Annotated in this window: 5 protein-coding genes; all 5 read left to right on the forward strand. The window is 39.7% G+C overall.

From position 1 onward, the window contains the following. On the forward strand, positions 1-836 hold an 836-nt coding region (locus AC06OU_RS02465; RefSeq protein ID WP_475853736.1), incomplete at its 5' end, for a Gfo/Idh/MocA family protein. 127 nt (positions 837-963) lie between these two features. Further along, complete coding sequence (locus AC06OU_RS02470) at positions 964-1,812, forward strand: STAS domain-containing protein (protein ID WP_475853737.1); 849 nt, start codon at positions 964-966, stop codon at positions 1,810-1,812. A 70-nt stretch (positions 1,813-1,882) separates the two neighbouring features. Continuing rightward, entirely contained in the window at positions 1,883-2,332 is a 450-nt protein-coding gene (locus AC06OU_RS02475) for a VanZ family protein (RefSeq protein WP_475853738.1), read from the forward strand. Positions 2,333-2,341: 9 nt separating this feature from the next. After that, positions 2,342-3,625 carry an MFS transporter gene (locus AC06OU_RS02480; RefSeq protein WP_475853739.1) on the forward strand — a complete coding sequence of 428 codons (1,284 nt, stop codon included), beginning with the start codon at positions 2,342-2,344 and terminating at the stop codon, positions 3,623-3,625. Positions 3,626-4,367: 742 nt separating this feature from the next. After that, on the forward strand, positions 4,368-6,841 hold a 2,474-nt coding region (locus AC06OU_RS02485; protein ID WP_475853740.1), incomplete at its 3' end, for a 5'-nucleotidase C-terminal domain-containing protein.

Raw genomic sequence — 6,841 nt, forward strand, 5'->3', positions numbered from 1 at the left:
CTTTAGATTGTATCGAGCATGGCAGCAATCTAATTATCGAGAAGCCAATCGCATTATCTTTAGAGGAAGCAGATCAAATCATCGCTTTAGCTAAAGAGAAAAACGTTAAAGTAAGTGCTTGTCACCAAAACCGCTTTAACAAATCTGTTCAAAAAATGAGAGAAGCTGTTGAAGAAGGTCGCTTTGGTCGATTACTTCACGGTACTGCTCATATCCGTTGGAACCGTGGGGAAGATTACTATACGCAAGCTCCATGGCGCGGAACTTGGGAGCAAGATGGCGGCGCGTTGATGAACCAATGTATACATAATATTGACTTGTTACGTTGGATGATGGGCGACGAAATCGTAGAGGTTGTTGGTATGACGGACAACCTAATGCACGGCTTCATCGAGGCAGAAGACCTTGGTATGGCTCTAGTTCGCTTTAAAAATGGAAGCTACGGAATTATCGAAGGTACAACGAATATCTTCCCTAAAAACCTAGAAGAAACTCTATATGTGTTTGGTGAAGAAGGTACTGTTAAAATCGGTGGTAAATCTGTTAACATCATTGAAGAGTGGATGTTCGCTGATGACAAAGATAACTCAGAAGAAGTAAAAGCAAAATACTATGAAAATCCACCATCTGTTTATGGATTTGGACACAACCCACTATATACAGATGTAATCGATGCGATTAAAAACGACAGAGATCCTTATGTAACAGCAGTGGACGGTAGAAATGCACTTGAGCTTGTGTTAGCTATTTATAAATCAGCTGCAGAAGGTAAGAGCGTTAAACTTCCAATGGACAAATGTAGCACAATGGACTTTGCAGGAAGATTTTCAAAATAAATATATTTTAGCAGCCGGAGTTTCACTTCGGTTGCTTTTTTTAATTAAAAATAGAATAAAATACCTTTTTTTCCTGGAAACATTTATAATAGAGTTACTATTGTGTAGACAGAAAGAAGGGGAGCACTTGTCTTCGATTAATCAACAGCTTTACAATTATTTAATTGAAAATACTCCGAATATATCCCAACAATGGCTAGAAGAAAAAAGAAATTTTACTGATCCTTTTTATTCAAATAATCCTAACCCTTCAATAGATCAACTGCTGAAGGAACAGAACGCTTTGACGATAAGGACAGTGGCCACTTCCTTATTGGACGAGAATACATTTTCTGAGCTTCTAGAGACATGGGCTGAAACAGTCGCAAAAAATAGAGTAGAAAATAATATAGCAATTCATAATGTGATCGAGGCATTGAACAAGACGAGAGAGATTATTTGGAGCTATGTAGAACGTTTTGTTCAAGGTGAAGCAGGAGATATTACAAATAAAGAAGTTTTAAAGTGGGGCTCCATTTATAATCAATCCTTTGATCGGTTAATCTATGAGTTCTCTAAACGCTATTATTATCTATTTACGACTCGGCTTAATGCTCAACAAATGCTAATACGTGAATTGAGCAGTCCGATTATACCTATACTAGAAAAGGTTGGTGTCTTGCCTATCGTTGGGGACGTGGATACATATCGCGCAAAATCTCTAACGGAGGAAATTCCCCAAAAGTGTATAGAGCTAGGGATAGAAAAGCTGTTTATTGACATTTCCGGAGTTTCTATAATAGATACAATGGTTGCCAATGAGCTGTATAAGTTTATGGAGGTTTTAAGCTTACTAGGTATTCGTCCATATATTTCGGGAATTCGCCCAGAGGTTGCGCATACATCTGTTCAGTTAGGTCTGGACTTTGGTAAAATCTCTACTTTTAGCTCGTTAAAACAAGCCTTACTTCGGACAGGCGTGTATAATAATATGTAATGTTTAATAGCAGCTGGAGCTATAGCTTTAGTTGCTTTTTTGATAAGAAAAGCTTTAAAGGTGAGGTTATATGTCGAAAATTTGGTCGTATTTAGCAGTCTTTTTATGGATGGGGTTAATCTTCTTTTTCTCCAGTCAACCAGCTGATGATTCAAAGGAATTAAGTACAGGGGTAACAGAGGTAATTTTGTCTGTGGTGGAAGCTGTAGCTCCGGAGTCGGATTTATTTGTTGACAATTTACACCATTTCGTACGAAAGAATGCACATTTTCTAATTTATTTTGTATTGGGAATATTGGTTGTCCGAGCACTCCGGTTGAGTGAGATTCGAGGTATGAAAAGTATTGTATTTGCTTTAGCTATTTGCATTGTTTATGCGATTAGTGACGAGCTTCATCAGCTGCTTGTGCCTGGTAGGGGCGCGCAGGTGAAGGATGTATTGATCGATAGTACTGGCGCATTTGTTGGAATCATACTATATAGTTGGCTAAAGGGTTTGCGGAGGAGTTCAAAAGCATAGGATTTGGGGGTGGCTTTTATTTCACAGGGAAAAAATGATATTCAGAGATACATAGATTCTCCAGAAGAAATACAGCGACTATATAAAAGAACGCTGTGGATTGTCGTTTTGTCACAGGTTTTTGGAGGAGCAGGATTGGCAGCTGGAATAACAGTTGGGGCTTTGATTGCTCAGGATATGCTTGGGACAGATAGCTATGCAGGTATACCTACTGCACTGTTCACGTTAGGTTCAGCGGGAGCGGCGTTGATGGTTGGAAGAATGTCACAGCGTTATGGTAGAAGGTATGGCCTCTCAGGAGGATTTATAGTAGGTGGTATTGGTGCCATTGGTGTAGTTGCTGCAGCTATGACTGACAGTATCATCTTACTGTTTACCTCCTTGTTAATATATGGTGCAGGATCAGCGACAAATTTGCAGGCTAGATATGCCGGGACAGATTTAGCTACTGCCAAGCAACGAGGTACTGCAATTAGTATTGCGATGGTATCGACCACATTAGGGGCGTTTGCGGGTCCAAATTTAGTAGGGGTGATGGGAGAGTTTGCTGAGTCTATAGGGGTTCCATCTCTTGCCGGGCCATTTATCCTGGCGGCAGCTGCCTATTTACTGGCTGGAACAATTCTTTGGGTTTTATTGCGACCAGATCCGTTAGTGATTTCGACTGCTATTAATAAGCAGGTTGAGCAGGATACGCTAAGTGTGGAAGAGGAAGTAGAGGATAAGAGAGGTATTTTCATCGGGGCTGCCGTTATGGTCATCACTCAGGTCGTGATGGTTTCCATTATGACAATGACTCCTGTGCACATGAGGCATCATGGACATGATTTGAATGCAGTCGGACTTGTCATTGGCTTTCATGTTGCCGCGATGTATTTACCATCTCTTGTCACTGGTATATTAGTTGATCGTTTTGGTCGTGTGGCAATTGCGGTTGCTTCTGGATTTACATTGCTGGCAGCAGGCTTAGTGGCAGCATTTGCACCAGGTGACTCTTTAGGAATGCTTATTGTGGCGCTTGCTTTACTTGGGCTAGGCTGGAATTTTGGTTTAATCAGCAGTACTGCTTTGATTGTAGATTCTACCGTACCTACTACTCGGGCAAAGAGACAAGGGTCGATTGACGTATGGGTGGCGCTCGCTGGAGTTTCTGGAGGCGGCTTGTCAGGTGTGATTGCGGCTCAAACTAGCTATATGACGCTTTCGTTAGTGGCTGGGATTTTGTCGTTCGTGCTTATTGTTGGCTTGTGTAAGATTCCGGGTAGGGCCTGGAAATTTTCGTGGAAAAGTTAAAATATGAAGAGCTGTTTTGTTAGGTGGTTTTGCGCCTGACAGACAGCTTTTTTTGTTTGTGTGTGTCCCTGTGTCAGACACAATTCATGTGGGTGTACCTTTGTGATAGGTGGGTTTCGGTGGAAATTGTGTGTGTCCCTGTGTCAGACACAATTCTCTACAATGAACTAAGGCACGAATTGCGACAGTTGAGCTCTGGATTACGACAATCGGAGCTTACTTTACGACAATGATTGGCTAGTTTACTACAATCCAGCCATGGATTACGACAATCCTTCCGTAGTTTACTACAATCAATCAAAGACTCCCTCGTTCTAGCAAGAATTACAACAATGATCCCGTAGTTTACTACAATCCAGCCAAGGATTACGACAATCGGAGCTTACTTTGCGACAATCCCTCGCCAGCTCTCCTTTTCGGGAAAGATTTACGACAATCATTAGGCAATCAGTAACATATGAAAGTGACATTTGAGTTGTAAATTCTATTTGAAATTCCCCTTTATAATTTGTAGTTATTCCTATATCAAAAACGTTATCCTAATCGTTTCTTTCTTAACTTTTTCTCCTTTTTTTATTAGTCGATATATGTAAATTAAAATATTACAAATATTTAATATTCTCCTAATTGTATTTAATGATTCGCCATGTTATGGTAATAATTGACATGAATATTAGTTCTAAATTTGCTAATTAATGTCAGGATATTAAGGCGTTATATATTAAAAATATGGAGGGAAATCATGAACAACAAGATGAAGAAATCTGTCATGGCAGCAGTACTCACAACTTCTCTGCTAGTTTCAAGCAATACAGGTTATGCTAATAGTTCACTTCAATCGATGGTGGATCAGGCAAGAAAAGATATGAAGGAGGCTGCATATGCTTATGTAGTTCCTGCTCAGAACGGTCAGGTTGCAACTAGCGCAGAATTATATCCGGCATTAAATTTGGCAAAGAAGAATTATCAAAAGGCAAGAAGTGCTATACAAAAATCGAACGCTTCAAACAAGAATGCTATGTTGAGAGATTTAGATGCATTATATGAGGAGCGTGTTACTAAAGGGATCATACCTTATATTGATGCTTATAATTACGCGGACAAGTATTTAAATCCAATAATGGCTGATATTAAAAAAGCAGAGAGTGCAAAGGATTGGGAAAAGGTTGAATCACTTTATCACAAGCTTTCTGTTCAGCTAAAAAATAGAACCGTTATCCTTTACCGTTTTTCTGGTAAGGCAGCTAGAGATCTATTACTAGATCAGTATAAGGAGCCTGCAAATCAAAAACGAGATCAGTTAATGATACCTGTCACTATTTATATGAAAGTGAAGGAAGCGGATAAGCTACTTGCAGCAGGTAAAAAGGCAGAAGCCATTAAGATATTAGAATCTATTAAACCATTAGTTATTCGTTTACCTTCTCCTAGCGCTTTACCTATGGTGAAGGAGCTTATCGACAAGGTGACGGCGGTATCTAAAAAAGCAGGAATCGATATTATTATACCGACACCAATGCCTACACCTGTTCCAACACCACCTTCTATACCAAACCCACCACCATCACCAGGTGACGGCGGCGGAGGAGGCGGGGGCGGAGGTACTCCCGATACAAATTTCAAATTATCTATTATGCATACAAACGATACACATGCTCAATTAGATAATGTTGCAAAGCGCGTGACAGCTGTAAAAGATTTTCGTAAGGAAAAGCCATCAGCCCTTCTAATTGACGCTGGCGATGTATTTTCTGGTACTTTATATTTTAATGAATTTCAAGGACAAGCTGATTTGGAATTTATGAACCTGATGAAGTATGATGTCATGACCCTTGGGAATCATGAGTTTGACTTAGGCTCAAGTTCGGAAGGGCATAAAGCATTAGCGGAATTTATCAAGAAATCTAAATTCCCTATTGTAAGCTCCAATGTCGACTTTTCGGAGGACGTAGATCTTCAAGGTTTGTTTAATGTCAAAGTAACAAGCAGTGCGAAAGACGGTCAAATATACAGCGGAATTATCAAAGTAGTAAATGGTCAAAAAATTGGTTTGTTTGGCTTAACGACAGAGGAAACAAAAGATATATCTAGTCCTGAAAAAGTAGCTTTCACAGATTATATTAAAGCTGCAGAGACAATGGTAGCAGAGTTTAAAAAACAAGGCGTCAACAAGGTTATTGCTGTCTCTCACTTAGGATACGACGATAATCCTGCGTATGATAACGACTTAGAGCTAGCAGCTAGAGTAGCTGGAATTGATATTATAGTTGGGGGACATAGTCATACCAAACTAGAGGCTCCAGTAGTTATCACTAAAGACAAAAACGGTAAAGCAAAGGATCCTACAGTCATTGTACAAGCCTATCAGTATAGTGAGTTTTTAGGAACTTTGGATGTCGAGTTTGATAAGAACGGTAAAGTTGTAAAGAATGCTGGAAAGCTAATAAGTGTTAATGAGAAAACAGAAGATGCAGAAGCAAAAAAATTATTAGAAAAGTACTCCAATAAAATTAAAGAAATAAAAGAGATGGAAACGGGAGCGACTGCTGTTAAAGCGTTAGAAAATCCACGGTCTACTGCAGATAACCCAGCTAGTGTACGAAGCAATGAAACTCCACTTGGTAATTTAATAACAGATGGCATGCTAAATAAGGCAAGAGTGTATAACAAAGATGTAATTATGGCATTCCAAAATGGAGGAGGTATTCGAGCTGCTATTAATCAGGGACCGATTACAGTTGGAGAGGTAATTTCCGTACTTCCATTTGGTAACACCTTAGCGACGATGAAGATTTCAGGTGCAGAGATAAAGGCTGCATTTGAGATTAGCTTTAAGGAGTCTCCAAAGGAAAATGGTGGTTTCCTTCATGTATCAGGAGCAAAGGTTGTTTATGATTCTTCAAAACCAGTTGGTCAACGAGTAGTTTCTATTCAATATAAGGATGCTGCAGGTAAGTATGTATCGCTAGAAAATGAACAAGAATATATGATTGCGACAAACGCGTTCACTGCTAAAGGTGGAGATGGCTACGATGTGTTCAAAAAAGCGTATGAACAAGGCCGTGTAACTGATTTGGGTCTCTCTGATTGGGAAAATCTACGGGAGCATATTGCAGTTCTTAAAACTGTAGATCCTCAGGTGGAAGGAAGAATTGTGAATGTTGCTGGTCAAGGTGACAATGAAATTCCTGGCGGAAATATCCCTGCCGATGACTT

This window comes from Psychrobacillus sp. (assembly GCF_056205495.1).

Bases quoted from the DNA above. Each gene is read 5' to 3' on its own strand.
- AC06OU_RS02475 (WP_475853738.1), top strand. From the start codon at position 1,883: ATGTCGAAAATTTGGTCGTATTTAGCAGTCTTTTTATGGATGGGGTTA.